The 25,283-nt window shown below is 53.9% G+C and carries 27 protein-coding genes and 1 other annotated feature; of the genes, 14 read left to right on the top strand and 13 right to left on the bottom strand.

Features of this window, described 5'->3' with window-relative positions; all coding sequences use genetic code 11:
• Positions 1-38: 38 nt before the first annotated feature.
• The 3 genes from bamE to nadK form a co-directional block, all read right to left on the bottom strand.
• Positions 39-377, bottom strand: coding sequence for an outer membrane protein assembly factor BamE (gene bamE, locus ACJTMZ_RS08560; protein ID WP_003863121.1), 339 nt, complete (start codon positions 375-377; stop codon positions 39-41).
• 138 nt (positions 378-515) lie between these two features.
• Entirely contained in the window at positions 516-2,177 is a 1,662-nt protein-coding gene (gene recN / locus ACJTMZ_RS08555; protein WP_086523996.1) for a DNA repair protein RecN, read from the bottom strand.
• A gap of 85 nt (positions 2,178-2,262) precedes the next feature.
• Entirely contained in the window at positions 2,263-3,141 is an 879-nt protein-coding gene (gene nadK, locus ACJTMZ_RS08550; protein ID WP_017383004.1) for an NAD(+) kinase, read from the bottom strand.
• 122 nt (positions 3,142-3,263) lie between these two features.
• On the opposite strand from nadK, the gene grpE reads away from it, so the two are divergent.
• Positions 3,264-3,857, top strand: coding sequence for a nucleotide exchange factor GrpE (gene grpE / locus ACJTMZ_RS08545; protein WP_252010932.1), 594 nt, complete (start codon positions 3,264-3,266; stop codon positions 3,855-3,857).
• 51 nt (positions 3,858-3,908) lie between these two features.
• Here grpE and ACJTMZ_RS08540 read toward each other — a convergent pair whose 3' ends face one another.
• Positions 3,909-5,195 (bottom strand): HlyC/CorC family transporter, encoded by a 1,287-nt coding sequence (locus ACJTMZ_RS08540; protein WP_026094274.1) that lies wholly within the window; start codon positions 5,193-5,195, stop codon positions 3,909-3,911.
• Positions 5,196-5,214: 19 nt separating this feature from the next.
• Complete coding sequence (locus ACJTMZ_RS08535) at positions 5,215-6,006, bottom strand: inner membrane protein YpjD (protein ID WP_014832951.1); 792 nt, start codon at positions 6,004-6,006, stop codon at positions 5,215-5,217.
• A gap of 166 nt (positions 6,007-6,172) precedes the next feature.
• Between ACJTMZ_RS08535 and ffh the strand changes: the two genes are divergently transcribed.
• The 7 genes from ffh to ACJTMZ_RS08500 all read left to right on the top strand — a co-directional run bounded on the left by ffh (position 6,173) and on the right by ACJTMZ_RS08500 (position 11,590).
• Positions 6,173-7,534: a signal recognition particle protein gene (gene ffh / locus ACJTMZ_RS08530; RefSeq protein WP_003863132.1), complete on the top strand. Its 1,362-nt coding sequence runs from the start codon at positions 6,173-6,175 to the stop codon at positions 7,532-7,534.
• Between the two features lie 116 nt (positions 7,535-7,650).
• Complete coding sequence (gene rpsP / locus ACJTMZ_RS08525) at positions 7,651-7,899, top strand: 30S ribosomal protein S16 (protein ID WP_003863133.1); 249 nt, start codon at positions 7,651-7,653, stop codon at positions 7,897-7,899.
• Between the two features lie 15 nt (positions 7,900-7,914).
• Positions 7,915-8,454, top strand: coding sequence for a ribosome maturation factor RimM (gene rimM / locus ACJTMZ_RS08520; protein WP_015571575.1), 540 nt, complete (start codon positions 7,915-7,917; stop codon positions 8,452-8,454).
• 31 nt (positions 8,455-8,485) lie between these two features.
• The gene (trmD, locus tag ACJTMZ_RS08515; protein WP_015571574.1) at positions 8,486-9,253 is read left to right on the top strand and encodes a tRNA (guanosine(37)-N1)-methyltransferase TrmD; all 768 of its coding nucleotides are present in this window, start codon (positions 8,486-8,488) and stop codon (positions 9,251-9,253) included.
• A gap of 43 nt (positions 9,254-9,296) precedes the next feature.
• Positions 9,297-9,644, top strand: coding sequence for a 50S ribosomal protein L19 (rplS, locus tag ACJTMZ_RS08510; RefSeq protein WP_002914145.1), 348 nt, complete (start codon positions 9,297-9,299; stop codon positions 9,642-9,644).
• Positions 9,645-9,776: 132 nt separating this feature from the next.
• On the top strand, positions 9,777-10,181 hold the full coding sequence (locus ACJTMZ_RS08505; protein WP_017382958.1) for a DUF2946 domain-containing protein: 405 nt from the start codon (positions 9,777-9,779) through the stop codon (positions 10,179-10,181).
• 38 nt (positions 10,182-10,219) lie between these two features.
• Entirely contained in the window at positions 10,220-11,590 is a 1,371-nt protein-coding gene (locus tag ACJTMZ_RS08500) for a PepSY domain-containing protein (RefSeq protein ID WP_017382957.1), read from the top strand.
• Between the two features lie 2 nt (positions 11,591-11,592).
• On the opposite strand, the gene ACJTMZ_RS08495 is transcribed toward ACJTMZ_RS08500, so the two are convergent.
• The 4 genes from ACJTMZ_RS08495 to ACJTMZ_RS08480 form a co-directional block, all read right to left on the bottom strand.
• Positions 11,593-12,078, bottom strand: coding sequence for an OmpA family protein (locus tag ACJTMZ_RS08495; RefSeq protein WP_017382956.1), 486 nt, complete (start codon positions 12,076-12,078; stop codon positions 11,593-11,595).
• 12 nt (positions 12,079-12,090) lie between these two features.
• Positions 12,091-13,311, bottom strand: a complete 1,221-nt coding sequence (gene dgcN, locus ACJTMZ_RS08490) for a diguanylate cyclase DgcN (RefSeq protein WP_017692859.1) — start codon at positions 13,309-13,311, stop codon at positions 12,091-12,093.
• The gene (locus ACJTMZ_RS08485) at positions 13,304-13,840 is read right to left on the bottom strand and encodes a YfiR family protein (protein ID WP_032619208.1); all 537 of its coding nucleotides are present in this window, start codon (positions 13,838-13,840) and stop codon (positions 13,304-13,306) included. Before ACJTMZ_RS08485 ends, dgcN begins: the two co-directional genes overlap by 8 nt.
• Before the next feature lie 153 nt (positions 13,841-13,993).
• Entirely contained in the window at positions 13,994-14,368 is a 375-nt protein-coding gene (locus tag ACJTMZ_RS08480; protein ID WP_032649145.1) for a DUF2799 domain-containing protein, read from the bottom strand.
• 212 nt (positions 14,369-14,580) lie between these two features.
• On the opposite strand from ACJTMZ_RS08480, the gene aroF reads away from it, so the two are divergent.
• From aroF to ACJTMZ_RS08465, 3 genes are read left to right on the top strand one after another with little or no spacing between them, the layout of a single operon-like run.
• A complete protein-coding gene (aroF, locus tag ACJTMZ_RS08475; protein ID WP_006811632.1) occupies positions 14,581-15,651 on the top strand; it encodes a 3-deoxy-7-phosphoheptulonate synthase AroF in 1,071 nt (356 codons plus the stop codon).
• 10 nt (positions 15,652-15,661) lie between these two features.
• Entirely contained in the window at positions 15,662-16,783 is a 1,122-nt protein-coding gene (tyrA, locus tag ACJTMZ_RS08470; protein ID WP_006811631.1) for a bifunctional chorismate mutase/prephenate dehydrogenase, read from the top strand.
• 60 nt (positions 16,784-16,843) lie between these two features.
• Complete coding sequence (locus tag ACJTMZ_RS08465; protein WP_045340486.1) at positions 16,844-17,716, top strand: SMP-30/gluconolactonase/LRE family protein; 873 nt, start codon at positions 16,844-16,846, stop codon at positions 17,714-17,716.
• Here ACJTMZ_RS08465 and pheA read toward each other — a convergent pair.
• The 4 genes from pheA to bamD all read right to left on the bottom strand — a co-directional run bounded on the left by pheA (position 17,713) and on the right by bamD (position 20,480).
• Entirely contained in the window at positions 17,713-18,873 is a 1,161-nt protein-coding gene (gene pheA / locus ACJTMZ_RS08460; protein ID WP_015571567.1) for a bifunctional chorismate mutase/prephenate dehydratase, read from the bottom strand. The genes ACJTMZ_RS08465 and pheA overlap by 4 nt on opposite strands.
• A 30-nt stretch (positions 18,874-18,903) precedes the next feature.
• Positions 18,904-19,029 (bottom strand) — a sequence feature (Phe leader region).
• Positions 18,981-19,028, bottom strand: coding sequence for a pheA operon leader peptide PheL (pheL, locus tag ACJTMZ_RS08455; protein ID WP_100229775.1), 48 nt, complete (start codon positions 19,026-19,028; stop codon positions 18,981-18,983). Its footprint overlaps the feature before it by 48 nt.
• Positions 19,030-19,133: 104 nt before the next feature.
• Positions 19,134-19,475: a ribosome-associated translation inhibitor RaiA gene (raiA, locus tag ACJTMZ_RS08450; protein ID WP_003863162.1), complete on the bottom strand. Its 342-nt coding sequence runs from the start codon at positions 19,473-19,475 to the stop codon at positions 19,134-19,136.
• 267 nt (positions 19,476-19,742) lie between these two features.
• Positions 19,743-20,480, bottom strand: coding sequence for an outer membrane protein assembly factor BamD (bamD, locus tag ACJTMZ_RS08445; RefSeq protein WP_003863164.1), 738 nt, complete (start codon positions 20,478-20,480; stop codon positions 19,743-19,745).
• Between the two features lie 131 nt (positions 20,481-20,611).
• Here bamD and rluD point away from each other — a divergent pair, with 131 nt between their 5' ends.
• The 3 genes from rluD to clpB all read left to right on the top strand — a co-directional run bounded on the left by rluD (position 20,612) and on the right by clpB (position 25,023).
• Positions 20,612-21,592 (top strand): 23S rRNA pseudouridine(1911/1915/1917) synthase RluD, encoded by a 981-nt coding sequence (gene rluD, locus ACJTMZ_RS08440; protein WP_047055907.1) that lies wholly within the window; start codon positions 20,612-20,614, stop codon positions 21,590-21,592.
• Positions 21,589-22,320: a purine nucleoside phosphorylase YfiH gene (gene yfiH, locus ACJTMZ_RS08435; RefSeq protein ID WP_015571565.1), complete on the top strand. Its 732-nt coding sequence runs from the start codon at positions 21,589-21,591 to the stop codon at positions 22,318-22,320. Before rluD ends, yfiH begins: the two co-directional genes overlap by 4 nt.
• 129 nt (positions 22,321-22,449) lie before the next feature.
• A complete protein-coding gene (clpB, locus tag ACJTMZ_RS08430; RefSeq protein WP_047055904.1) occupies positions 22,450-25,023 on the top strand; it encodes an ATP-dependent chaperone ClpB in 2,574 nt (857 codons plus the stop codon).
• Positions 25,024-25,283 lie beyond the last annotated feature (260 nt).

Below are 25,283 nucleotides of genomic sequence, written 5' to 3'. Positions count from 1 at the left end.
GTGCTCAATGAGCACCTTTTTGCGTTGCTGACGCCTGATTATTTGGTCAGGGCAGGCTTGTTGTCGATGTTGGTCAGCACGCCGGCACTGCTGAAGGTCAGCGTCAGGGTTTGCTGGGTCACATCTTCATGACCAGGCTGCTGGCGGAATACATAGAACCAGGTGTTTGTGCCGAACGGATCGGACATCATCGGGGTTCCCAGGGCATAAGCGACCTGCTGTTGTGTCATACCCACGCGGATTTTGGACACATCGTTAGGGGTAAGGTAGTTCCCCTGGTTGATGTCAGGACGGTAAACCACTTTCTCCAGAGTGGAACAGCCTGCGGTCAACATCAGAAGAACCGCTGCGGCAGCGGTCAGCGTTTTACAGCGCATAGTGATTTGATTCCTTTTCGGGCCCGAGCAGTACGCGGCTCATATGTAATATGCCGATGATAATAGACCTTGCCCCACTTTGAAACCGGTCTGGCGGCGTTTTTGTTGTTCTGTATGACCCTGAGATCCCGAAAAAGTTTATGCCGCCAGCAGTTCTTTCGCATTCGCAAGCGTATTGCGGGTGACTTCACTGCCGCCGAGCAGGCGTGCCAGCTCCTGCAAGCGTGAGCGTTTATCCAGCGGCTTCATGTGCGTTTCCGTCATTTCGCCATCGGTTTCCTTGCTGACGATAAAGTGGTGATGACCACAACCGGCGACCTGCGGCAGGTGAGTCACACACATGACCTGTGTCGATTCACCCAACTGACGCAGCAGTTTGCCGACAACGGCCGCGGTCGGGCCGCTGATCCCCACATCCACTTCATCGAAAATCAACGCCGGGGTTTCCATTTTACGGGCGGTAATCACCTGAATGGCCAGGGCGATACGCGACAGTTCACCGCCGGAAGCCACTTTCGAAATCGCCTGCAAAGGCTGGCCCGGGTTGGTGGTGACGCGGAATTCTACGCGGTCTGCGCCTTCCGCCGTCAGGTGATTCTCTTCAAAGCGAACATCTATGGTGAACACCCCATGCGGCATCGCCAGCGTATGCATGCTGTCGGTAATGTGCTGGCTAAGCTCCAGCGCATAGTGTTGCCGCACGTCATGCAGCCGTTTCGCCGTTTCCAGCGCCTGCTGATGATGCAGATTGACCGCCAGAGACAAGGTTTCAAGGGAATCGGCCTGATCGTCCAGCTGCTGCTGTTCCTCCAGCAGAGACTGATAGTAATTCGGCAGCTCTTCCGGGGTTACGTGATGCTTACGCGCCAGTGAAATCTGACGGGAGATGCGTTGCTCAAGCTCGAACAGACGGTTCGGGTCGAGATCCAGACGTTCACAGTAGTGGCGCAGCTCATCCCCGGCTTCTGAAATCTGAATCGCGGCTTCTTCCAGCATTTCCAGTACGCCAGAAAGTTTATTGTCCATGCCGGTCAGTTCGGTCACAAGCTGACGCACGTTATACAGTTGGCTCTGCAAATTCACGTCTTCGCCATCCGCCAGCATGTTAAGGGCAGTCTGGCTGGTGGAAAGCAGCTGACCGCTGTTGGCCAGACGCTTGTACTCTTCGTCGATTTGCTCAAATTCACCCACCTGTGGGTTAAATTCGTTCAGCTCTTTCAACTGATATTCCAGCAGCTCGGCGCGCGCGGTACGCTCCTGGCTTTGCTGCTGATGCTGCGCAAGTTCGCGGCAGCTTTGATGCCACTGGCGATAGTGCTCCGCCATGAGTTGAGTAAGCGCGTACTCACCTGCGTAGCCATCAAGCAGGGCTTTCTGTTGTTCGGGTTTGATTAACTGCTGGTGCGCATGCTGACCATGGATCTGGATGAGCAGCTGGCCCAGCTCGCGAAGCTGGGAGAGGGGAACCGCTGTACCATTGATAAAACCGCGGGAGCGGCCATCGCTGCTGATGACGCGGCGAAGTAAACACTCACGTCCGTCTTCGAGCTGGTTCGCTTCCAGCCAGCGCAGGGCGGCAGGTGTGTCTTTCAACGAGAAGCGGGCGCAGAGATCGGCACGGGCGGCGCCTGTGCGCACCATATCCCCCTCTGCACGACCGCCGAGGCACAAGCCGAGGGCATCAATGGCAATGGATTTACCTGCACCGGTTTCACCGGTAATCGCCGTCATTCCGCTATGGAAGTCGATCTCAAGCTCACGAACAATGGCAAAGTTGCTGATGGTCAGTTGTGCCAGCATAATTGTTTTCCTGTATGAAAAACCATAACTGTGTTTGTATACAGTATAAACTGGTTTTATATACAGTAAAGTGCTGGATGCAAAATCAGAACAATTTTTTTGACCAGCCGAGCTTGGAGCTTAATGTGTTGAAATAGCTGTAATCTTTCGGGTGAATCAGGTTCAGATGGTAATCGCAGCGGCGAATGAGGACATCTTCACCTTCCTGAATGGGGAGCGCAATCTGACTGTCGCAGCTGATCTCCAGGTCGTTACGGCGATGGGAAAAACGCAGGCGGATGGTACTGTCGCCGTTGATCACCAGCGGACGCGCCGAGAGCGTATGCGGGAACATCGGCACCAGAGTAATGGCATCCAGCGATGGCGTCAGGATTGGGCCTCCGGCTGAAAGCGAGTAGGCAGTTGACCCCGTCGGGGTTGAAATAATCAGCCCGTCAGAACGCTGCGAGAAAGCGAATATTTCGTCGATATAGACTTCGAACTCGATCATGTGCGCCACTTTACCGGGATGGAGAACCACCTCGTTAATGGCGGTGCTGATGCGCTTCTGGCAGTCTTGCTGACACACCTGGGCTTCCAGTAAAAACCGTTTTTCACTGATATAGTGGCCTTCCAGCACGTCCGCCAGCTGCTGCTGCGCATTGTCCGGGTCGAGGTCGGTCAGGAAACCGAGATTGCCACGGTTAATACCAATAACCTTAATATCATAGCGAGCCAGCGTTCGCGCCGCGCCCAGCATATTGCCGTCGCCACCGACCACCACGGCGAGATCCGCCTGCTGGCCAATTTCCGCCAGCGTGCCGGTTCTGACGCTTTTAAGTTGCAACTCCTGGGCGATCTGCTGCTCGACCATCACTTCATAGCCTTTACCACACAGCCAGCGATACAACATTTCATGTGTCGTCAATGCGGTAGGGTGACGCGGATGGCCGACGATCCCAATACACCTGAAATGATTATTCATTTTCTGGAGGTCCTTGTGCCTGATGAATGATGACAATCTGCCTTGTTCCCTTGAATCCAGGAAACTGATCCCCATAATAAGCGAAGTTAGCGAGATGAATGCAGAAAAACGCGGAGAAATTCATGAGTAGTAAAGAACAGAAAACGCCTGAGGGGCAAGCCCCTGAAGAAATTATCACGGAACAGCACGATGAAGTTGAGGCAGTAGAGCCAGACACGTCTGCTGAGCAGGTGGACCCGCGCGATGAAAAAATTGCCACCCTGGAAGCTCAGTTGGTAGAAGCGCAGAATCGCGAACGCGATGGCGTACTGCGTATCAAAGCGGAAATGGAAAACCTGCGCCGTCGTACCGAGCTGGACGTTGAAAAGGCGCACAAATTTGCGCTGGAGAAATTCGTCAACGAACTGCTTCCGGTGATCGACAGCCTGGATCGCGCGCTGGAAGTGGCGGATAAAGCTAACCCGGATAACGCGGCGATGATTGAAGGCATTGAGCTGACGCTGAAATCCATGCTGGATGTGGTGCGTAAGTTCGGTGTTGAAGTGATTGCCGATACGGATGTACCGCTGGATCCAAACGTTCACCAGGCCATTGCGATGGTTGAATCCGAAGACGTTACCGCGGGTAACGTGCTGGGCGTGATGCAAAAAGGGTATACCCTGAACGGTCGTACTATTCGCGCTGCGATGGTGACCGTGGCGAAAGCGAAAGCATAACGTGCTGCCTGTAGTGCCGGGTGGCGGCGTTCGCCTTACCCGGCCTACATTTTATTCGGCAATACTTTCGCGTAGAGGCTTAACGGGCAGGACCTTCACCTGCTTAATCATGTTGTCCTGAACGTCCAGAATATCAATATCATACTGTTCAATGCGCACGCGCGTGCCTGCCGCCGGGATCTCTTCCAGCGCTTCCAGGATCATACCGTTCATCGTCCGCGCTTCGTCTTCCGGCAAATGCCAGTTGAACGCTTTATTGATTTCACGAATGTTGGCGCTGCCGTCGATAAGCACTGACCCGTCGTTTTGCGGGGTGACCTCTTCCGCAAGGGAAGGCGACATTGACGTGGTAAAGTCCCCGACAATCTCTTCCAGAATATCTTCGACCGTCACCAGCCCCTGTATGTCGCCGTATTCATCCACCACCAGGCCGACTTTCTTCTTGTTTCGCTGGAACTTCACCAGCTGCGTGCTGAGTGGGGTGCCTTCCGGCACGTAGTAAATTTCGTCGGCGGCGCGCAGCATCACCTCTTTGGTGAACTCGTTTTTCTCAGTCATCAGACGATAGGCTTCGCGCACGCGCAGCATGCTGATGGCATCGTCGAGGGAATCGCGATAGAGGACGATACGCCCGTGCGGGGAGTGCGTCAGCTGGCGGACAATGGCCTTCCAGTCGTCGTTGATATCAATCCCGACGATTTCATTGCGCGGCACCATTATGTCGTCAACGCTGACCTTTTCCAGATCCAGCACCGACAGGAGCATGTCCTGATTGCGGCGGGAGATCTGCGAGCGGGATTCATTCACGATGGTACGCAGTTCGTCTTTGCTGAGCGCGCTACTAATGGTGACGTCTGCCTTTATACCCACCATGCGCATCAGCACCCGTGTCACCATATTCAGCAGCCAGACCAGCGGCATCATCAGAATAAGCAGCGGTGCTAACAGGAAGCTGCTCGGGTAGGCGACTTTTTCCGGGTAAAGCGCGGCGATGGTTTTGGGCAGCACTTCCGCAAACACCAGCACCACAAACGTGAGCACACCTGTGGCAATCGCCACGCCTGCGTTGCCGTACAGACGCATCCCGACGATGGTGCCCAGTGCAGAGGCGAGAATATTGACCAGGTTGTTACCGATAAGCACCAGGCTAATCAGCCGGTCCGGCTTACGCAGAAGCTTTTCGACACGACGCGCGGCACGGTTACCCTGCTTGGCGCGATGACGTAACCGGTAGCGGTTCAGCGTCATCATGCCGGTTTCAGAGCCAGAGAAATAAGCGGAGATGACCACCATGATGACCAGAATGACGATCAGCGTGGTGGTAGAGATGTGTTCCAGGGGGAACTCCTTTTGTTACTTAGCCAGCAAATTGCTGTATGAAGCGGCTACCAAAATAGGCAAGCGTGAGAATGCCCGCACCCGCTACGTTGAACCAGACCACGCGGCGACCGCGCCAGCCTTCATGATAATGGCCCCATAACAGGACAATATAGACAAACCACGCGATGATGGAGAGGACCGCTTTATCGATATTCTCCACGCTGAACAGGTTCTTCATATAAAACAAGCCCGTGCACAGCGTCAGTGTCAGCAGAACCACACCGACCTGGGTGATGTGGAACATCTTACGCTCAATCACCATCAGCGGCGGCATTTCATGGTTAAACGCCAGCTTTTTATTTTTCAGCTGGTAGTCAATCCAGGCGAGCTGCATGGCGTAAAGGGCGGCGATGATCAGCGTCGCGTAGGAGAACAGCGACAGGCCAATATGCACCAGCATCCCCGGCGTGGCTTCCAGGTGAGTAATAAACTCATTGGGCATGAACGTGGCTAACGCCAGGTTGATCAGCGCAAAGGCGTAGACTATCGGCAGCAGCAGCCAGCCACGGTTTTTAGACGCGACAATGGTCATGACCGTACAGATCATCAGGCTGACCAGCGAGCCGACGTTCAGTACGCTCAGATTTTGCACGCTGCCGTCGCCGGGAATGATGCGTGATTCCAGCGCAAACGCATGGCTAATCAGTGCGATCACTGCCGAAAGAATAGCCATGCGCCGCCAGCCGCTGTTTTTTTGCAGCAGGCCAGGAATGATCAGCGCGAGGCTGACAGAGTAGGCAACAAGGGCGATCAGTGCGAAAACAGGCATATAGGCGTCGACAGTTGTCTTAATAAGAAAGAGAAGCAGTATAACGTTACGTGACGCCTGCTCCAACCGTTGCATAACAACAAAGGCGCCTTCATGTTATACTCCGGCAAAATTCTGTGTATGTGTCGCTTAAGCGACCTAACGTTTCTACCCCAGGCGAGAGACAATGTTTGATAATTTAACCGATCGTTTGTCGCGCACGCTGCGCAACATCAGCGGCCGTGGACGCCTCACCGAAGAGAACATCAAGGAAACGCTGCGCGAAGTGCGCATGGCGCTGCTGGAAGCAGACGTCGCGTTGCCGGTCGTGCGTGATTTTATCAACCGCGTGAAAGAGAAAGCGGTTGGCCATGAAGTGAACAAGAGCCTGACTCCGGGTCAGGAGTTCGTCAAAATCGTCCGTAACGAGCTGGTTTCGGCGATGGGCGAAGAGAACCAGGTGCTTAACCTGGCGGCTCAGCCGCCGGCCGTCGTGCTGATGGCGGGTCTGCAAGGTGCGGGTAAAACCACCAGTGTCGGTAAGCTGGGGAAATTCCTGCGCGAAAAGCACAAGAAAAAGGTGCTGGTGGTGTCGGCGGACGTGTATCGCCCGGCGGCGATCAAACAGCTGGAAACGTTGGCCGAGCAGGTTGGCGTAGACTTCTTCCCGTCCGACGTGGCGCAGAAGCCTGTCGATATCGTTAACGCGGCGCTGAAAGAGGCGAAGCTGAAATTCTACGACGTGCTGCTGGTGGATACCGCCGGTCGACTGCACGTTGACGAAGCGATGATGGACGAAATCAAGCAGGTGCATGCCTCTATCAATCCGGTAGAGACCCTGTTTGTTGTTGACGCCATGACCGGTCAGGATGCGGCGAACACCGCAAAGGCGTTTAACGAAGCCCTGCCGTTAACCGGCGTGGTGCTGACCAAAGTCGACGGCGATGCCCGCGGCGGTGCGGCGCTGTCTATTCGCCATATTACCGGTAAGCCAATTAAGTTCCTCGGCGTGGGCGAGAAAACCGAAGCGCTGGAGCCGTTCCATCCGGATCGTATTGCCTCCCGTATCCTCGGCATGGGCGACGTGCTGTCGCTGATCGAAGATATTGAAAGCAAGGTTGACCGCGCGCAGGCGGAAAAACTCGCCAGCAAGCTGAAAAAGGGCGACGGTTTCGATCTGACCGACTTCCTTGAGCAGCTGCGTCAGATGAAAAACATGGGCGGCATGGCAAGCCTGATGGGCAAACTGCCAGGCATGGGCCAGATCCCGGACAACGTCAAATCCCAGATGGATGACAAAGTGCTGGTGCGTATGGAGGCCATCATCAACTCGATGACGCTGAAAGAGCGCGCGAAGCCAGAAATCATCAAAGGTTCCCGTAAACGCCGTATCGCAGCCGGTTGCGGCATGCAGGTGCAGGACGTTAACCGCCTTCTGAAACAGTTCGACGACATGCAGCGCATGATGAAGAAAATGAAGAAAGGCGGCATGGCGAAGATGATGCGCGGCATGAAAGGCATGATGCCGCCCGGTTTTCCTGGGCGTTAATCGCTTTTGAGATTGCTTTTTGCCCGAAAATGAGTAAAATTTTCGGGCTTTTAATATGACACCCGGGCTCCGTTCCTCGATGGGGCCCGGTTGTTTTATTCACACAAGAGGATGTTATGGTAACTATTCGTTTAGCTCGTCACGGCGCTAAAAAGCGTCCGTTCTACCAGGTTGTTGTGACTGACAGCCGTAATGCACGCAACGGTCGCTTCATCGAGCGCGTTGGTTTCTTCAACCCACTGGCCGCTGGCGCAGAAGAAGAAACTCGTCTGGATCTGGATCGTATCGCTCACTGGGTTGGCCAGGGCGCTACTGTTTCCGATCGCGTTGCTACGCTGATCAAAGCAGCAAACAAAGCAGCTTAATCTGTCACGGTGGTCATGATGAGCAATAAAGCACCTGTTGAACCGATCGTATTGGGAAAAATGGGTTCTTGCTACGGTATCCGTGGTTGGCTCAGAGTGTTTTCCTCCACTGAAGACGCTGATAGCATTTTTAATTACCAGCCCTGGTTTATCCAGAAAGCCGGTAAGTGGGAAGAGGTCGAGCTGGAAAGCTGGCGTCACCACAATCAGGACATCATCATCAAGCTGAAAGGCATTGACGATCGTGATGCCGCGAATGCGCTGACTAATTGTGAAATTGTCGTGGATTCGTCGCAGTTGCCACAGCTGGAAGAGGGTGACTACTACTGGAAAGACCTTATGGGTTGCCAGGTAGTGACCACTGAAGGCTACAGCCTGGGGAAAGTCATCGACATGATGGAAACCGGGTCAAATGACGTTCTCGTCATTAAGGCAAACCTGAAAGATGCATTTGGCATCAAGGAGCGGTTGGTTCCGTTCCTCGATGGACAGGTTATCAAGAAAGTCGATCTCACTACTCAAACCATTGAAGTAGATTGGGATCCTGGTTTTTAAATTCTCCGGATAAACGGTAAAAGACGGCGCTATGTGGATTGGCATAATTAGCCTGTTTCCTGAAATGTTCCGCGCGATTACCGATTACGGGGTAACTGGCCGGGCAGTAAAGAATGGCCTGCTGAGCATCCAGAGCTGGAGTCCTCGTGACTTCACGCACGACCGGCACCGTACCGTGGACGATCGTCCTTACGGCGGCGGACCGGGGATGTTGATGATGGTGCAACCCTTACGGGACGCCATTCACACAGCAAAAGCCGCGGCAGGTGAAGGCGCGAAGGTGATTTATCTTTCACCTCAGGGACGCAAGCTTGATCAAGCGGGCGTGAGCGAACTGGCGACGAATCAAAAGCTGATTCTGGTCTGTGGTCGCTACGAAGGGATAGATGAGCGTGTAATTCAAACCGAGATTGACGAAGAATGGTCTATCGGCGATTACGTTCTCAGCGGTGGTGAGTTACCGGCAATGACGCTGATTGACTCCGTCGCCCGGTTTATTCCGGGGGTTCTGGGCCATGAAGCTTCGGCAACGGAAGATTCCTTTGCCGATGGATTGCTGGACTGTCCACACTATACTCGTCCTGAAGTGTTAGAAGGGATGGAGGTCCCGGCAGTGTTACTGTCTGGAAACCATGCCGAGATACGTCGCTGGCGTTTGAAGCAGTCGCTGGGCCGAACCTGGCTTAGAAGACCTGAACTTCTGGAAAACCTGGCTCTGACTGAAGAGCAAGCAAAGTTGCTGGCCGAGTTCAAAACTGAACACGTGCACCAGCAGCATGAACATGATGGGAATGCGTAATACGCACCCGAATATCAGTTTACCCAGGATAAGAGATTAAATTATGAGCAACATTATTAAGCAACTTGAACAAGAGCAGATGAAGCAGGACGTACCTTCCTTCCGTCCAGGTGACACCGTGGAAGTGAAAGTATGGGTTGTTGAAGGTTCCAAAAAACGTCTGCAGGCATTCGAGGGCGTGGTTATCGCTATTCGTAACCGCGGTCTGCACTCTGCATTCACTGTTCGTAAAATTTCCAACGGCGAAGGCGTTGAGCGTGTCTTCCAGACTCACTCTCCGGTAGTTGACAGCATTGCTGTTAAACGTCGTGGTGCTGTACGTAAAGCTAAACTGTACTACCTGCGTGAGCGTACTGGTAAGTCTGCTCGTATTAAAGAGCGTCTGAACTAAGATTCGCTTAAGCGACATCCTGTTAGAAAGGGCTGGCCGAAAGGCTGGCCCTTTTTTTATCCCATCGCACCTCTCGCGTTAACCCTTCCGTCATAAATCATTTACAATGTTCGCCTCTTGGGTGGAGGGTAAGTGGATAACGTACTACATCAGCATAGCTGGAAACGCGCAGCGGCATTGACCGCGCTGTTTGCGATCCTGCTGATCGTCGTGGCGCCGCTGATCTCCGTCTCGCTGCAAAAAGATCCCATGAGCGCCATGCCGGGCATGCACCACGACATGAGCATGATGTCGATGGACGAGCATCATGGTGATATGCCGCATTCCATGCCAGTTGACCATGCGGAAGCATGCGGCTACTGCGTGCTGTTAGCGCATGTGCCGGGCGTGATGCTGGCGCTTATCGTTCTGCTCAGCGTGGTGTTGCAGCGGCTGCGCGTGAAGCCGCCTCGTCAGGCGGTCAGCCACTGGCACTTTTTCCCCTGGCTTTACCCCGATACCCGCGCGCCGCCGCGTCGGTCTGCTTTCTCCCTTTAAAACAAAATCACTCACTTTTTGCCTTAAAAAGGAAAAGTATGACTACCTGCACTCCGCGCGCGGCATGGGGAAACCTGCTGCGTCGCCTCCATTTCTATATCGGGCTGTTTGTCGGTCCGTTTATCTTCTTCGCAGCGCTGACCGGAACGCTGTACGTCGCCACGCCGCAGCTTGAACATGCGCTGTACCATCATGCACTCCACACGGAGGCCGTGGGTGAGGCGCAGCCTCTTGCTGAACAAATTGCCGTGGCGGAAAAGGCCGTGGGTTCAGCGCTGCGTTTACATGCTGTTCGTCCGGGGCTGGAAGAGGGCGAAACGACCCGCGTGATGTTTGCCGACCCGGCGCTGGGTCCCTCCGAGCATCGGGCTATTTTTATTGATCCCACCAGCCTTGAGATTCGAGGGGATATGACCGTGTACGGCACCAGCGGGATTTTACCGCTGCGTCAGACTATCGATTATCTGCATACCTCGCTGATGCTGGGCAACATCGGGCGCCTCTATAGCGAGTTAGCCGCCTCGTGGATGTGGGTTGCTGCCCTGGGCGGGATCGCGCTGTGGTTCTACACCCGACCGAAGCGCCGTATTAACAATCGTTTCCAGAATCGTCGTCGCCTGCATGTGATCTTAGGCTGGACGTTACTGGCGGGAATGCTGCTGTTCTCAGTCACCGGGTTAACCTGGTCACAATGGGCCGGTGGCAACGTCGATAAGCTGCGTGCAGAGATGAACTGGCTGACGCCGCAGGTAAACACCACCCTTTCCGGTGCGCCGGAAATGAGGGATGAACACGCCGAACATCGTGGTCATCACGGGGGAATGACGATGCCTGAAATGCCAGTCAAACTGTCGCTTTTTGACAACGTATTGCAGGTCGCCCGCCAGTCAGGGATTGATGCGAACAACGTTGAGATCCGTCCGGCAAGCAGGGTCGACCAGGCCTGGACGGTGACGGAAATCGATCGCCGCTGGCCTACGCAGGTTGATGCCGTTGCCGTGGATCCCCACTCACTGAAGGTGCTGGACAGCACTCGCTTCGGGGATTTCCCGCTGATGGCTAAACTCACCCGCTGGGGCGTGGATTTCCATATGGGGATCCTGTTTGGTCTGGCAAATCAGCTGCTGCTCATCGCGTTTGGCGTTGCGCTGTGTGTGTTGATTATCTGGGGATACCGGATGTGGTGGATGCGTCGCCCTGCAACGTCAGCCGCGAACCCGGTACAGACGCTCTGTCAAAGCTGGCTGGCATTGCCGCTGTGGGGAAGGGGAGTGTCGTTCCTGATAAGCCTCCTGCTGGGGCTGGCGTTGCCGGTAATGGGCGTCAGTCTGGCGGTCTTTATTGTGATTGACTGGCTGCGCTGGCGAGCGGTTTCAGGCGTGTCGCTCGCCGGAACATCCGTTAAATAGCCTTAAGGCGTGCTGATGACTACCGCAACCCGGCGGTTTTCAGCGCGCCCCTGCGCAGTGCGGTTGCTGCTGACAGGGTATTTTTTGCCTAAGCCCCGCGTAGTGAGATTGCTGCGCGGGATGTTCGCGCCCTTCGCCCAGGCATCCGCCACAACATTGGCACGTTTTAACGAAAGCGCTTCGTTGTAGCTCTCTTCGCCATAATTATCCGTATGGCCATCCATCCTGGCGTGGTTCAGACCGGTTGCCGCCAGGCGTGAGGCCATAGTCTGGATCTGCGTTTCACTTTCCGGGCGCAGCCTGGCGTCATTTTTATCAAACAGGATCTTATCCGACAGGCCCAGAGACCAGTCGCCATTCAGTTCGTTAAAGCCGTAGGATTTCATGGCCGCAATTTGCTCTGGCGTGAATTTCCCTTCAGGGGATGACTGGCATCCGGACATTACCAGTGATGCCAGTATTAACGGCGCAAAGTATCGCTTTAACATATCGTCTTCCTTTCAGGATATTGTTTTCGAACGCTGGTTTTTGACCAGATACATATTGCGATCGGCTTGCTCCAGTAATGCTTCAACGGAGGCATTTTCCCACGCCAGAGCAAAGCCAATGCTGAGGGACATTGATGCTGTGTGCCCGTTATGCAGATCAAACGGACGGATAAATTGCTGCGACAGCGCAGCGCAAATAAATTCGACCTCACGTGCGGTGTGGACCCCGTAAAGGATCATGGCAAATTCATCGCCGCCAAGACGGTAAGACTGATGACGTTTTTCGCCAAACTCGACCATCCTTTTGGCGGCTTCGATCAGTACGCAGTCACCCGCGGCATGACCCCAGGTGTCATTGATAACCTTGAAGTTATCACCGTCCAGGAAGAGCAGGGCAGAATTGGTTTTTGCTGAAGCGTCGTTCATTAATGCCGCAATGTTGTTGCGAAACGCGGCGCGGTTTGCAAGCCCCGTGAGCGGATCGTGCATAGCGGTACGCAACAGTTGAGCGTTTTTCGCCTGTAGCTTGAGCTGCCACTCTTCCATTTCATCCAGCAGGCTGTTGAAGTCTTCACCAAACTGGTGGAACTCTTCAATGCGGCCTTCCGTTACCCGGCGAGAGAAGTTGCGGTTAGTGCGAACGTCATGCACAACGTCAGTGATGTTTTGCATTTCAACAACCATGCCATGATGTAGCGAGCGGGTGATGGTCAATGCGACGGCAGAGGCAAAAAGAATGCAGCCGGTGAGGACCGCAAATGAGAGCCAGATAAAGTGGCTAATCAGGCTGTCTCGCGCGGTCAGACGAATTTCGCCAATCACATTGCCATTATGTATGATGGGCTGTGCGACAGGAACAGGGAACAACCACCGGTTGACCAGCGCGCCCAGCGTGTCGGTATTATCCGCCGGGTTCCATGACCACCAGGCAAACCGTTTATGATGTGCGTTAAGCACTTCCGCCACGGCGAACTGCCCCTGCTTGCCGAGGGTCGCCAGCGTTTCATTTGCCGCCACGGCATCGTTGAACACCAGAGAGGCTTCAAGGCTGTGGCTCATGGTGGCGCCGGTAAGTTCGAGGTTTTTTTGCGCGTATTGCTTTAATGTCACCACGGAAGCGAAACACAGCAGCAACCATATAAACGTCATCGTTATAATGACGCTTATCATGCTGATTCGTCGCAACGTTCTTTTAAACGTCGGACGCGGTGTTGGTGCGACTTCCTTATTCATGCTTCTTATTCCGTGCGAGCATTAATACATCCGGATTGACTCTTACGCCACTGCGCGCCAGCGCATCCAGATTTACGGAAAACCTGACGAGGTTGTGCTCTATTATCAGACAAAATGCGCTGCCAATAACGCATTCAGGATTTTGTTCTGACATTAATAGCAACGCCTGGCCCTGATATTGATTTATTATTTCCTGTTGTTTTGCCGGCGACTCGCTCCCGAAATAGAGGGCATCACACCTTGCTGCGAGTGCTTCCCGATCGCTGTGCACAATGACAGGACTATAGGGCAACGGGTTGTGTTCATCTTCACTGCTGAGCGCCTGTCTGTAATGGGAAGAGGCATAAATACAGAGCTTAGGCTGGCCGGACAGTGCTGGCCATCGGGTGTAGCTCACAATGCCAGAAACAATCGAACGTACTGATTTATCCGTTTCCGTGAACGAGCCTGCCGTTGCAGGGGCTACTAAAATGAACAGTATTAGCGCCAGGGGGAGTCGGAGCAAAGCGATCAAGATTGCATTTCTCATCAGAATCCGCCAAACCGCCCCGGAAATAGATGTCCTTAAGAATTGTCGGCAGAATACCATTGTTTATCAAAGCCGTCATTATGTCAGAAATATCCCTGTTTTGACCTAAGCTAAATCTTACAGTGAGCTATATTCAGAGGAATTAAGGCAGGCTCAATTAAGCCTGCTGGAACGCATACTTTCATCCAATCCTTGTTGCCAGGATTCATGCAGTTTTACTGCATTTTCAGTTGCATCGCAGCTGGCAGGAAATGATTTGCCCGCTAATCCCCAGGCGTGAATAAAGCCCTCTTCGCATATTTTTTTCTGTCCGTCAGCGTAGCCACGAAGATATTCCGCTCGATCAACCTGAGGGTCATTAAAACTATCGGCCAGAGCCTGGTTATCTTTAACCGGAACACCATTCATAGCGTCTTCTTTACCGGCCGTGAACCAGTCCGGTCTGGTCCAGTCAGGCTGAAAAGTATAAGGATTGATCTGGCAACCCGACAAAATCAGCGACAACAACATAAAAGCAATTGAACGCATGGCTATTCTCCTTTTTGTGAGCATAGCCTGGCTTACAGGCGTGCGTGTGTAATTTTAACTTTACGATTTTAGGCCATTATTTTTGCAATTAAAGGGTTGGTGTAAAGTAATATGTACGTATTTTGGATTGAAATCTTTACTTAATGTGATATCGTTGTGTCACCTCTTCGAGGAAAACCACTATCGCAAACGAGTTTGACAGGATCGCAATCATGCAAAAAGACGCGCTGAACAACGTACATATCACTGACGAACAGGTGTTAATCACCCCGGATCAACTGAAGGCGGAATTCCCGCTGAGCGTCGCGCAGGAAGCTCAGATTGAGCACTCGCGCCAGACCATTTCTGACATTATCGCTGGCCGCGATCCGCGCCTGCTGGTGGTATGTGGTCCTTGCTCTATTCACGATCCTGAAACCGCCATTGAGTACGCTCGTCGATTTAAAGCATTAGCGGAGGAGGTCAGCGATAGCCTCTATCTGGTGATGCGCGTCTATTTTGAGAAGCCACGTACGACCGTTGGCTGGAAAGGGTTGATCAACGATCCGCACATGGATGGCTCGTTTGATGTGGAAGCCGGCCTGAAGATTGCGCGTCGCCTGCTGGTAGAGCTGGTCAGCATGGGGCTGCCGCTGGCAACCGAGGCGCTGGATCCGAACAGCCCGCAGTACCTCGGCGATCTGTTTAGCTGGTCTGCGATTGGGGCGCGCACCACCGAGTCACAAACCCACCGCGAGATGGCGTCTGGCCTGTCTATGCCGGTTGGTTTTAAAAACGGTACCGACGGCAGCCTGGCCACGGCGATTAACGCCATGCGCGCCGCCGCCATGCCCCATCGTTTTGTCGGGATCAACCAGGCGGGCCAGGTATGCCTGCTGCAAACGCAGGGCAACCCGGACGGGCATGTGATCCTGCGCGGTGGTAAAGCGCCAAACTACAGCCCGGCGGATGTCGCGCAGTGTGAAAAAGAGATGGAACAGGCGGGACTGCGTCCGGCGCTGATGGTAGATTGCAGTCATGGTAATTCGAATAAAGATTACCGTCGCCAGCCTGCGGTTGCAGAATCTGTGATTGCTCAGATTAAAGATGGCAACCGTTCAATTATCGGCCTGATGATTGAAAGTAATATTCATGAAGGCAATCAGTCATCGGAACAGCCGCGTAGCGCGATGAAGCCCGGCGTCTCGGTCACCGATGCCTGCATTAGCTGGGAAACCACCGATGCGCTGCTGCGTGAGATCCACAAAGATTTGAACGGCCAGCTGGCGACGCGTCTGGCATAAGAGGGTAGTTATGGTTGCTGAATTGACCGCATTACGCGATCAAATTGATGAAGTGGATAAGGCGTTGCTGGATCTTCTGGCGCGCCGCATGGCACTGGTTGCTGAGGTCGGCGAGGTTAAAAGTAAATACGGACTGCCGATTTACGTTCCGGAGCGTGAGGCCTCTATGCTCGCCTCCCGCCGTAAAGAGGCGCAGGCCCTGGGCGTATCACCTGATTTGATTGAGGACGTCCTGCGTCGCGTGATGCGGGAGTCCTATTCCAGCGAAAACGACAAGGGCTTCAAAACCCTCTGTCCGTCGCTGCGCCCGGTGGTTATCGTCGGTGGTGGCGGGCAGATGGGGCGTCTGTTTGAGAAAATGCTGACGCTTTCTGGCTATCAGGTGCGTATTCTGGAGAAAGAGGACTGGTCGCACGCGCCGGAGCTGATGAAAGACGCCGGAATGGTTATCGTCAGCGTGCCGATCCATGTGACGGAGCAAATAATCGCGAAACTTCCTCCGCTGCCGGAAGATTGCATACTGGTGGACCTGGCCTCCGTTAAAAATGGTCCGCTACAGGCAATGCTGGCGGCGCACACTGGCCCCGTGCTTGGGTTACACCCGATGTTTGGCCCGGACAGCGGAAGCCTGGCGAAGCAGGTAGTGGTTTACTGTGACGGACGGCAGCCGGAAGCCTACCAGTGGTTCCTGGAACAGATCCAGGTCTGGGGAGCACGTTTGCACCGCATTAGCGCGGTAGAGCATGACCAGAACATGGCGTTTATTCAGGCGCTGCGCCACTTTGCAACCTTCGCCTATGGGCTGCACCTGGCGGAAGAGAACGTTCAGCTTGAACAATTGCTGGCGCTTTCCTCGCCAATCTATCGTCTGGAGCTGGCGATGGTCGGGCGACTGTTTGCCCAGGATCCGCAGCTTTACGCCGACATCATCATGTCGTCTGAAAATAATCTGGCGCTGATCAAGCGCTATTATCAGCGTTTTGGCGAAGCGATCACCTTGCTGGAACACGGCGATAAACAAGCCTTTATCGACAGTTTCCGTAAAGTGGAGCACTGGTTCGGTGATTACGCCACGCGATTCCAGAGTGAAAGCCGCACGCTGTTGCGCCAGGCAAATGACAGTCGCCAGTAATGCGATGATGTATATACTGAAAGCCAGCATTGCTGGCTTTTTTCATTTTGGGGAACTGTCATGGCTGAACCGCAGCTGCTGTTGAACTATACCGGGCATCTGCCCGAATGCCCGACGTGGAGTGCAGAAGAGAAGGCGCTCTACTGGGCGGATATCCTGGAAGGGGAGATCCATCGGTACCATCTGCCCACCGCAGAGCACTCGGTGCTCTCATTCCATGAAGAAGTTGGGTGTTTTGCCCTGCGTGAACGCGGCGGATTTATCGTCGCGATGCGAAACGCCATCTGGCTGACCGATAAACACGGCCTGCTCCAGCGTAAGGTTTGCGATAACCCGTCCAACCCGCAGCTTGCACGCTTTAACGATGGCGGTACCGATCATCAGGGACGGTTTTATGCGGGCACGTTCTGGGGGCCGGGAGATTATAACGGCGCCATGCTGATGCGTATCGACAACGACCTGACGCCGCAAGTGATCCAGTGCGATATTCACGGGCATAACGGTTTAGCGTTTAGTCCTGATAAACGGTGGATGTTTACTTCTGATACGCCGAACGGCGTGATCTACCGTACGCCGCTTGATGAGCAGGGAGAACCCGGTAAGCGCGAAGAGTTTCGCCGGTTTAGCGAGGGAGAAGGTATACCCGACGGTGCGGCAATGGATGAGGAAGGCTGCTACTGGAGCGCACTGTTTGACGGCTGGCGTATCGCACGGTTTTCACCGCAAGGCGAACAGCTGGAAGAGTATCGGCTGCCGGTACGCTGCCCGACAATGGTCTGCTTTGGCGGCGACGATATGAAAACGCTGTTTATCACCACCACGCGGGAAAATATGGAGGCGGAGGAGCTGGCGAAATATCCGCTTTCCGGTGCCATCTTCACCCTGCCTGTAAATGTGGCAGGGATGAAGAAAAGCCGCTTTATCGAACGTTAAGCCGGATCGACCGGGACCACGTTTTCGCTCGGATAGCAGCCCAGCACTTTCATGGAGCGTGTGATCTCGCCCAGTTCGCGCAGGGCTTTCTGCATGGACGCAGACTCCAGGTTGGCCTGAACGTCGAGATAAAACATTTCTTCCCACGGGTTGCCATGTATTGGGCGGGATTCCAGCTTCGTCATGATCAGGTTGTGATTACGCAGCACCAGCAGCGCTTCAACCAGCGCACCCGCCTGCTGGCCGGTCGCCATCAGCAGGGTGGTTTTCGCCGGGACCTGGTCCGACACGTTGATGGCCTTGCGGGCCAGAACCACGAAACGGGTGATATTCTGCGTCTGGTTGGCCAGATTGCGTTCCAGCACCTGTAAGCCATACAGCGCGCCGCCCGCTTCGCTACCGAGAGCCGCGACGGCAGAAGAGTTTGCCTGCGCCACTTTTTCCATCGCCGCCGAGGTGCTTTCGGTGTATTCAATTTTCCAGTGCGGATAACGGTTCAGGAACTGGCTGCACTGCTGGAACGGCTGCGGGTGGCTGTACACCGTTTCGATCTGACTCAGATCGGTTGAGCCAGAGACCAGCACGCAGTGATCGATAGGGATAGTCAACTCGCCGACTAACGACAGGCTGGTGTGCTGGAGCAGATCGTAAACATCATTGATGGCACCGGAACTGGTGTTCTCAATAGGCACTACGGCGTAATCTGCCTGGCCGGTTTCGACTTGGTTGAAAATGTCTGCAAATTTCGCGCAGCCGCTCTCAATAAACTCTTCGAAATGGCGGGCTGCGTACTGGCGAGCTGCCAGGTGAGAATAGGACCCTTTCGGGCCGAGGAAAGCGATACGAGCAGAGTGCGGGTTGGTTTTGTTCAGATGCTGCTGGAGCAGGGCTTGTTGCGTCAGAACGGAGTCTTCGATGATGAGCTGGAACAGGCGGGTGATGTAGTGCGCATCCAGATGATGCGCTTTGCCGAGTTGAATCAACCGTTCCAGTAAATCACGTTCGCGATCGATATCGCGCACCGGCCGATGGGACTCGAGCTTGGCTTTGCCCACTTCAACGGCGAGCGCGCGGCGTTCTGCCAGCAGGGCCAGTAATTTTTCGTCGAGTGCACTGATTTTTACGCGTAAATCCAGGAGCGGGTTTTCCGGTGTCATAGTGTTGTCTGTCTCATTTTATCGTTATCAATAAAAAAGGCCTCCCGGTGTGGGAGGCCTTGTTGTTCGTCTTCGCATTCTTTATCACACGACGAAACGCCTCCCGGTCAGGGGAAGGTAAAAAAGAATGCGAAGAAAAACGGCGTCTGTTTCATAAGGTCATCCTGAAATTGATAGGGTTAAAGTACCTGCACTGTTTTGATCCTGTCAATAAAAAACGCGCCCGAAGGCGCGTTGTCGGTACACTCAATTTTAGAGGATTACTCTTCTTCAACTTCTTCCGCGAAGCTGGCGTCTTTCACCGAGGTTGCGGCGCGACGTGCTTCACCTTTGTGTTGCACTTTATTGAGCTGCCGTTCCAGCTTGTTGATCAAATCGTTAATTGCGGTGTACATATCCTCGTGTTTTGCGCTGGCGACCAGATGGCCGTTTGGAGTATTGATAGTTGCATCAGCGATGAAACCCTGCGGCTCCTTGGACAGGATGATATGTGGATTAATCAAATGTGTTTGCCATTTATCCAGTTTGGCGAGACGGTCTGCGACGTGCTGGCGGATTGCCGGAGTAATTTCCATTTGTTTACTGGTAATGTTCATTGTCATAAATTTTACCTCTTGTCTTTCCGTCTTGGTGATTCCAGCATACCCGACCTAATGTCAAAATGTGTGATTTAGATCACGTTATTTTGTCGGTTTTTGTCAGGGAATCTTTTTTGTGAGGCAGGGCAGGAAGAGGTGAGATTTACCTTGTCGAAGCCAACAATTGCGGTCATAGTTGAATGGATGTGTTGAAGCTAAACCGCTTCAGCGTAAGTGTGAAAGAATAAAAAAACGGCAGCCCGCGGGCTGCCGTTATGCGTTGTAGCGGTATCAGGTGTTGCTGCTGTTCGCGGCGATGATTTTCGCCACTTTGTCAGCCTGAGCCGTCATCTGCATCTGGCGATACGCATTTTCCATCAGCTTCAGGCCATCACGCGTGGCCTGGGTATCCGGATAATCACGCAGCATGCCTTCTACACGGTTAACCACGGCAACCCATGCGCCACGGCGGGTGTAGTATTCCGCAACGGAGTACTCATATTTCGCCAGACGATCTTTCAGGAATACCAGACGCTTAGTGGCATCGGTAATGTACTGGCTGTTCGGGTAGCTACGCACCAGTTTGGAGAAGTCATTGAAAGCATCACGCGCATGTTGCGGGTCACGGTCGGAACGATCCACCCCGAAGAAGCCCTGCAATGCACTATCATCCAGCGCCATGTTAGTCAGGCCGCGCATGTACATCACGTAATCGATGTTAGGATGGGTAGGGTTCAGACGCATGAAACGATCGATGGTTGCCTGAGCCAGCGGCAGATCGGCATTTTTGTAGTAGGCGTAGATAAGATCTAACTGTACCTGCTGCGAATACGGGCCAAACGGATAGCGATTATCCAACGCTTCCAGTTGCGTTATCGCCTGTTTCCAGTTACCGTCCTGCAACTTTTGTTGTGCAGTCGCATAGATTTCATTCGGCGGATTGTCAGGGACCTGTTCATTCGAACCGGAGCAGCCCACCAAAGCCAGGCTCAACGTGGCCGCTGCCACCAGATATTTCATGCGCGTCATGACGTTTTGACTTTCCTCAAATGTTTGTCCGGGAGAAACTCAGTTCCTGCTCCCGATTAAGACCAGCTACAATAGCACACTATATTAAACGGCAAAGCCGTAAAACCCAACGTTAAACGAAGAAGCAGTTTATGGCACAACGAGTAGAACTCACCGCAACAGTCTCCGAAAATCAGCTCGGTCAACGCTTAGATCAGGCTTTGGCCGAATTGTTCCCTGATTATTCGCGTTCACGCATAAAAGAATGGATCCTTGACCAGCGCGTGCTGGTAAACGGCAAGATCTGGGACAAACCAAAAGAGAAAGTGTTTGGTGGGGAAGCTGTCGCCATCAATGCTGAAATCGAAGAGGAAGTCCGCTTCGAGCCGCAGGATATCCCGCTGGATATCGTCTACGAAGATGACGATATTCTGGTCATCAACAAGCCGCGCGACTTTGTTGTTCATCCGGGCGCGGGCAATCCTGACGGTACGGTACTTAACGCTCTCCTTCATTATTATCCACCGATAGCCGACGTACCGCGTGCCGGTATCGTTCACCGTCTGGATAAAGACACCACGGGTCTGATGGTGGTGGCGAAGACGGTTCCAGCTCAGACTCGCCTGGTGGAATCTTTGCAATTGCGCGAAATTACCCGTGAGTATGAAGCGGTGGCGATTGGTCATATGACCTCTGGCGGCACGGTGGAAGAGCCTATCAGCCGTCACCCAACCAAGCGTAAGCATATGTCCGTACACCCGATGGGTAAACCGGCGGTAACCCACTACCGCATCATGGAACATTTCCGTATTCATACGCGCCTGCGTCTGCGTCTGGAAACCGGGCGTACTCACCAGATCCGCGTGCACATGGCGCATATTACCCATCCGCTGGTGGGTGACCCGGTTTACGGCGGTCGTCCGCGTCCACCAAAGGGCGCATCGGATGAATTCATCTCCGTGCTGCGTAAATTCGATCGCCAGGCGCTGCATGCGACGATGCTGCGTCTTTACCACCCAATCACCGGAATTCAGATGGAATGGCATGCGCCGATCCCACAGGATATGGTGGAACTTATCGACGCGATGCGCGCAGATTTCGAAGAACATAAGGATCACGTGGACTGGTTATGACCAAACTGATTGTCCCGGAGTGGCCACTGCCTGAAGGCGTGGCCGCCTGTAGTTCAACCCGTATCGGTGGCGTGAGCCAGGGCGCGTGGGAGTCACTGAACCTCGGTGCGCACTGTGGTGATAACCTGGAGCACGTTGAAGAGAACCGTAAACGCCTCTTTGCTGCGGGAAACCTTCCTTCAAAACCGGTCTGGCTTGAGCAGGTGCACGGTAAAGCGGTGCTGAAGCTGACGGGGGAGCCCTATGCGTCTAAGCGCGCCGATGCTTCGTACAGCAATACGCCGGGAACGGTTTGCGCGGTGATGACTGCTGATTGCCTGCCGGTGTTGTTCTGCAATCAGGCAGGGACTGAAGTGGCTGCTGCCCACGCCGGATGGCGAGGCCTGTGCGAAGGCGTGCTGGAAGAGACCGTTGCCTGCTTCCATGACGATTCTGCAAATCTCATCGCCTGGCTTGGCCCGGCGATTGGCCCGCAGGCGTTTGAGGTAGGGCCCGAAGTGCGGGATGCCTTTATGGAAAAAGATCCGCAAGCGGTCGAAGCGTTTGTGGCTTCCGGAGATAAATATCTGGCCGATATTTATCAGCTTGCCCGCCAGCGCCTGAATAACGTCGGCGTGACCCACATCTTCGGCGGAGATCGCTGTACCTTCACCGAAAAGGGTGATTTTTTCTCCTATCGCCGCGACAAGACGACAGGTCGTATGGCAAGTTTCATTTGGCTGATATAACCTAAAGAATCAAGACGATCCGGTACGCGCCGTTTTCTTTTCACATAATTCAGGTTATTAACCTTGAATAATTGAGGGATGACCTCATTTAATCTCCAGTAGCAAATTTGACCTGTTATGGGAGGAGTTATGCGTCTGGATCGTCTTACTAATAAATTCCAGCTTGCTCTCGCCGATGCCCAGTCCCTTGCACTGGGGCACGACAACCAATTTATCGAACCTCTTCATTTAATGAGCGCCTTGCTGAATCAGGAAGGGGGATCGGTACGTCCTTTATTAACGTCCGCTGGCATTAATGCCGGCCAGTTACGCACCGCCATCGATCAGGCGCTGAGCCGTTTACCGCAGGTAGAAGGTACCGGCGGCGACGTGCAGCCGTCGCAGGATCTGGTGCGCGTGCTGAACCTTTGCGACAAGCTGGCGCAAAAACGTGGGGACAACTTTATTTCGTCAGAGCTGTTTGTTCTGGCGGCGCTTGAATCACGCGGTACCTTAACCGACCTGCTGAAATCCGCCGGTGCAACCACCGCTAATGTGACCCAGGCGATTGAGAAAATGCGCGGAGGTGAAAGCGTGAACGACCAGGGAGCCGAAGACCAACGTCAGGCTTTGAAGAAATTTACGGTCGACCTGACCGAACGTGCCGAGCAGGGCAAACTTGACCCGGTAATCGGCCGTGACGAAGAAATTCGTCGGACTATCCAGGTACTGCAACGTCGTACCAAAAACAACCCGGTGCTGATTGGTGAGCCTGGCGTCGGTAAAACCGCCATCGTTGAAGGGCTGGCGCAGCGTATCGTTAATGGCGAAGTGCCCGAAGGGCTGAAAGGCCGTCGCGTACTGGCGCTGGATATGGGCGCGCTGGTGGCCGGGGCGAAATACCGCGGTGAATTTGAAGAGCGTCTGAAAGGCGTGCTGAACGATCTGGCGAAACAGGAAGGTAACGTCATCCTGTTTATCGACGAACTGCACACCATGGTGGGCGCGGGTAAAGCTGACGGCGCAATGGATGCCGGGAACATGCTGAAACCTGCGCTGGCGCGTGGTGAACTTCACTGCGTCGGCGCCACTACGCTGGACGAGTATCGTCAGTACATTGAAAAAGATGCCGCGCTGGAGCGTCGCTTCCAGAAGGTGTTTGTCGCTGAACCAAGCGTTGAAGATACCATCGCTATTTTGCGTGGTCTGAAAGAGCGTTATGAGCTGCACCATCACGTGCAGATCACTGACCCGGCCATCGTTGCGGCGGCGACGCTTTCGCATCGTTACATTGCCGACCGTCAGTTGCCGGATAAAGCCATCGACCTTATCGATGAAGCGGCGTCCAGCATCCGTATGCAGATTGACTCGAAACCGGAAGAGCTGGACCGACTCGATCGCCGCATTATCCAGCTCAAGCTGGAACAGCAGGCGCTGAACAAAGAGTCTGACGAAGCGAGTAAGAAACGCCTCGATATGCTTAACGAAGAACTGGACGAGAAAGAGCGTCAGTATTCTGAGCTGGAAGAAGAGTGGAAAGCTGAGAAAGCCTCCCTCTCTGGCACCCAGACAATCAAGGCGGAGCTGGAGCAGGCGAAAATTGCCATTGAGCAGGCCCGTCGCGTAGGAGATCTGGCGCGGATGTCCGAGCTACAGTACGGCAAGATTCCTGAGCTGGAAAAACAGCTTGAGATCGCCACGCAGTCGGAAGGCAAAACCATGCGTCTGTTGCGTAATAAAGTGACGGATGCCGAGATTGCCGAAGTGCTGGCGCGCTGGACGGGCATTCCTGTGGCTCGCATGATGGAAAGCGAACGTGAGAAACTGCTGCGTATGGAGCAGGATCTGCATCAGCGCGTCATTGGACAGAACGAAGCGGTCGAAGCGGTATCTAACGCCATTCGTCGTAGCCGTGCGGGGCTGTCCGATCCGAATCGTCCAATCGGCTCGTTCCTTTTCCTGGGGCCAACCGGTGTCGGTAAAACCGAGCTGTGTAAAGCGCTGGCTAACTTTCTGTTCGACAGCGATGACGCAATGGTGCGTATCGATATGTCCGAGTTTATGGAGAAACACTCCGTCTCGCGTCTGGTCGGTGCGCCTCCGGGATATGTCGGTTATGAAGAGGGCGGTTACCTGACGGAAGCGGTTCGTCGTCGTCCTTATTCCGTCATCCTGCTGGATGAAGTGGAAAAGGCTCATCCTGACGTGTTTAACATTCTGTTGCAGGTGCTGGATGATGGGCGTCTGACGGACGGGCAGGGAAGAACGGTCGACTTCCGTAACACGGTGGTGATCATGACCTCGAACCTGGGTTCCGATTTGATTCAGGAACGCTTCGGTGAGCTGGATTACAGCCATATGAAAGATCTGGTGCTGGGTGTGGTCAGCCAAAACTTCCGTCCGGAGTTCATCAACCGTATTGATGAAGTGGTCGTGTTCCATCCGCTGGGCGAGAAACACATCGCGTCGATTGCGCAGATCCAGTTGCAGCGTCTGTACAAACGTCTGGAAGAGCGTGGGTATGAAATCCACATTTCCGACGATGCGCTGAAACTGCTGAGCGAGAATGGTTACGATCCTGTTTATGGTGCGCGTCCGTTAAAACGTGCTATCCAGCAGCAGATCGAAAACCCGCTGGCACAGCAAATCCTCTCTGGGGAGCTGGTTCCGGGCAAAGTTATTCGTCTGGAAGCCAACGACGATCGCATTGTGGCAGTGCAGTAAGTCACAAAACGCAAAAACGGGCCGCTTGCGGCTCGTTTTTGTTTAAAAACCAGGCGAAAATTGAGGTCTGGGATGTGATTTGCCTGGAAAATGAGCGGTCAGTAAATAATTTTCACTTTATCCTTGCAGGTTCGGAATTACTCCCTATAATGCGCCTCCACTGACACGGAACAACGGCACGCAAGCCGCCGGGTCAGCAGAGAAAAGCAAAACAAACGCTTGACTCTGAAGCGGGAAAGCGTAATATGCACACCCCGCGC

It is taken from the genome of Enterobacter sp. DN, from assembly GCF_046054285.1.
Taxonomy (GTDB): Bacteria; Pseudomonadota; Gammaproteobacteria; order Enterobacterales; family Enterobacteriaceae; genus Enterobacter; species Enterobacter hormaechei_C.
This window is presented reverse-complemented; position numbering and strand designations above follow the sequence as displayed.